This is a genomic window from Sulfuricurvum sp. (assembly GCF_022759005.1).
GTDB lineage: Bacteria > Campylobacterota > Campylobacteria > Campylobacterales > Sulfurimonadaceae > Sulfuricurvum.
The window spans coordinates 1-3,201 of record NZ_JAEMQA010000155.1 but is presented as its reverse complement, the minus strand read 5'-3'; the positions used below and the strand labels follow the sequence as shown (position 1 = coordinate 3,201).

General features: G+C 43.1%; 3 protein-coding genes. All 3 read right to left on the bottom strand.

The features are described from left to right. Window positions 1–6: 6 nt before the first annotated feature. On the bottom strand, window positions 7–639 hold the full coding sequence (locus tag JHC35_RS09140; RefSeq protein WP_295044527.1) for a prepilin-type N-terminal cleavage/methylation domain-containing protein: 633 nt from the start codon (window positions 637–639) through the stop codon (window positions 7–9). Window positions 640–749: 110 nt separating this feature from the next. After that, entirely contained in the window at window positions 750–2,567 is a 1,818-nt protein-coding gene (locus JHC35_RS09135) for a citrate/2-methylcitrate synthase (RefSeq protein ID WP_295044525.1), read from the bottom strand. 10 nt (window positions 2,568–2,577) lie between these two features. Next, on the bottom strand, window positions 2,578–3,201 hold a 624-nt coding region (locus JHC35_RS09130; protein WP_295044523.1), incomplete at its 5' end, for an ATP citrate lyase citrate-binding domain-containing protein.

The following is a 3,201-nucleotide window of genomic DNA, read 5'->3' as shown; positions in this document are numbered from 1 at the left end:
CATTTTTTACTTGTAAACAACCGACACATAACCCGTTTCAGGTTGGATAGTTATAGTCGCATTCCCTTCAGATTTATGTTGAAATTCGATCGTACAACTTTGAGTCAATAAATAATCTGATTGAGTCTTTGCATTAGATATCCCATTATAAGGACGGCCGAATTCATCAAATGCAATAACACCTTTATTAGCAGTAACTTTGCTTCCATCCTCAGTAAGACAAGATGTAACTACATTAACAATACCATATGTTCCAGTCAAATCCATATTTTTATTGTCATCAGAAACATGCAATTTTTTGCTTGTAAGCGGATCAATAGCTACTTCAGTTTTGCCAGCACCATAGTCCACATTGGTATTTTGGTCTTTATCAGAGAAAACAGTATAATAATAATTATCAGGAGTCCCTTTTTCATAAAATCGGATCTGCCAACGCTCGCGCCACCATGTAGAATTTTTATCATTGTATTTATCATCAACCATAGCGAGATGTTGCGTATAACGTATATGCCCAGCGATTTGTTCTGCAGCTTGTTTCAAAGGATTGGTACTCAGATTCGGCATTGCAAGGACAGCAATGATACCTATAACAATAATCACAAAAACCAGTTCTAATAATGTAAAAGCAAATCGTTTCATATACAGAAGCCTTTTTTGAAAACAAAATTTATCAAAAATGATTATAACAAAAAAGAAGAAAGTTTGAAGAAAAAAAGAGATTTTCCCGCATCAGCGGGAAAAGAAAGAATTTAGATTTCGTCTGCGAGTTCGACGTTGTAAAGAATATCGTCTGTCGGGTGGCGATACATCGGCATTCCAAGACGTTTTTCATCCAAGATATGCCCGATAAATCCGATTGAGCGTCCGACTACGAAGAATGCGTTCAATGCACCTGCGTCGATGAATCCGTCGATTTCTTCTTCAGAATATCCAAGTGCACGCCACATATCAACCATCAAGATACCGATCGTACCGTCAACGTTCAAGATTAGGTTGTCTTTTTTAGAGGTTGTCAATTTTTCGACCTCAAGGGCAAAATCAAGCAACGGTGTTGCAGGAAAGTGTTCAGCTGCATATTTTTTCAATCCCGATACACGAAGGTCAGGGTTACGTACCGATTTAATACGGTGTCCGATACCGGAAATGGTTTTACCCTCTTTTTTCATGTAATCAATAAATTCCGAAGGAGTCATACCACGGTCATTCGCGTATTTGAAATAACGTGCAGCATCATCGATCGCTCCACCGAAACGTGGTCCGATAGTAAGAAGACCTGTCACCAAAGAACTGATAACGTCTTTTCCTGCACGCGCTGTAACTTTTGCATTGTGCGCACCCGAAACCGCCGGACCGTGGTCAGCAACCGTTTTAATAACGGTTTCTAGGTAATCAGTTGCCCATTTTGGATAGCGTTTTTTGAACCATAGAAGTGAAATAACATCACCGATTCCAAAACCGGTTTCCGGAGTTGCTACCGAGCTGATCGGATAACCCGCATAGGTCGCTTCATCACCGCGATCATCAGAGATCGTACAAATGAACTCTTTTTTACGGCGTACTTTCGGTATCGCACGAAGTTCAGGTTCAGCAATTTCACCGATTGTTCCCTCTGCACGAAGTTTTCCGTAAACTTCCGCAATGGTGTGCGGAAGATCATTAAAACTTGCAGGAACATAAATACCCGCTGCTGCCATCGCTTCATTTTTAGCCGCTGCAGTTTCTGCGTCCGCATTTGCCGAAGCACCTGCGTGTCCGAATTGAACCCCTGAGCTGAAATGTTTAGCGATCGTTCCGATACACCATGCGATAATCGGTTTTTTGATTTTGCCCGATTTAACCGCTTCGATTACTTTGTACTCTTCGGTTCCACCGACTTCACCCAAAAGAACCATATATTTAACTTCAGGGTTGCTCTCCATACGAAGAAGATTATCGATGAATACTGAACCGACAAACCGGTCACCGCCGATCGCAACACCCTCAGCAATACCGTCAGCATTAATACTAATGATGTTTGAAAGTTCATTGAACAATCCGCCTGAACGGGTTACCAATCCACATGAACCGGCACGGTGAAGTTTAGAGTTAATAATATTTTCGATGGTTCCACCGACATTTGCAATTTTAAACGCACCTGGAGCGATACCACCAACGGTTGCCGGTCCGATAACAACGACACCCGCATCGCGAGCTGCTTGGTTCATTTTACGAGCAAGCCGCTCAGGAATCCCCTCGGCCGTAACCATGATCGTTTTAAATTGTCCTTTAATGCCGATTGCTTCCATCGTCACATCATACGCTGTACGGAATGATCCGAAGTTCAAAAGAACGTCAGCATTCGGAAATGCTGCCGCAGCATCAGTCGTGTTACGAAATACCGGAACCATAATCTCATCAGGACCGTAGAAAAATTTCTCAAATTTGTTTCCTGATGTCGGAGCAACGATTGCCGCAACAGAAGGTTTTGTGCGATTGATGACATAGTCATAATCCAACATACGTTGGATAGCGCTCGCGTTGTTGTTCCAAAAAATTGCTTGTGTATCTTTGGTAAATAAAGCACCCATCATTCTCTCCTTATTTTTCAAGCGCCATGCGCACAATGTCGGTTACATGTGTTTCAGGTCCGTATACTTCAATATAAAGACCCAAACGGTCTGCCGCCTCTTTAATGTCTTTAAGACCTTTTTCATAGTTTGGCCCGCCGCGGCGTACGTAAATACGAGTCCCAACCTCTTTCATTTTGTCTGCATAGGTTTCAAACGATTGAATGATCCCTGTAAATGTTTTCGCAACGTCGGTAAAGTTTGCAATCGCACCGCCGATGATCAAAATTTTATCGCGACCTTTTGGATCTTTATGGCGAGTCATCAAATCCAAAACAGTATCGGCGTAAAACTTCGTTTCACCTGTTGTCGGTCCACCCGAATATTCACCATAGTTTGCAAGGTCGGCTACGTTGCCTGAAAGATCGGCAATCGTATCGGCATACACAACCGATGCCCCACCGCCGGCTACCATCGTCCAAATACGTCCCATTGGATTAAGAACGGTCAATTTCAGTGATGCACCCGATTTCGAATCTGCTTCAGCAATCGCTTTTTCTTCCGGAGACTGATCTTCCATACCAAACGCCGTCGGGAATTCAGCACCGCACCATGCATCGCCCATCATGAAACCTGCCGTGTCATCAAGACGCGC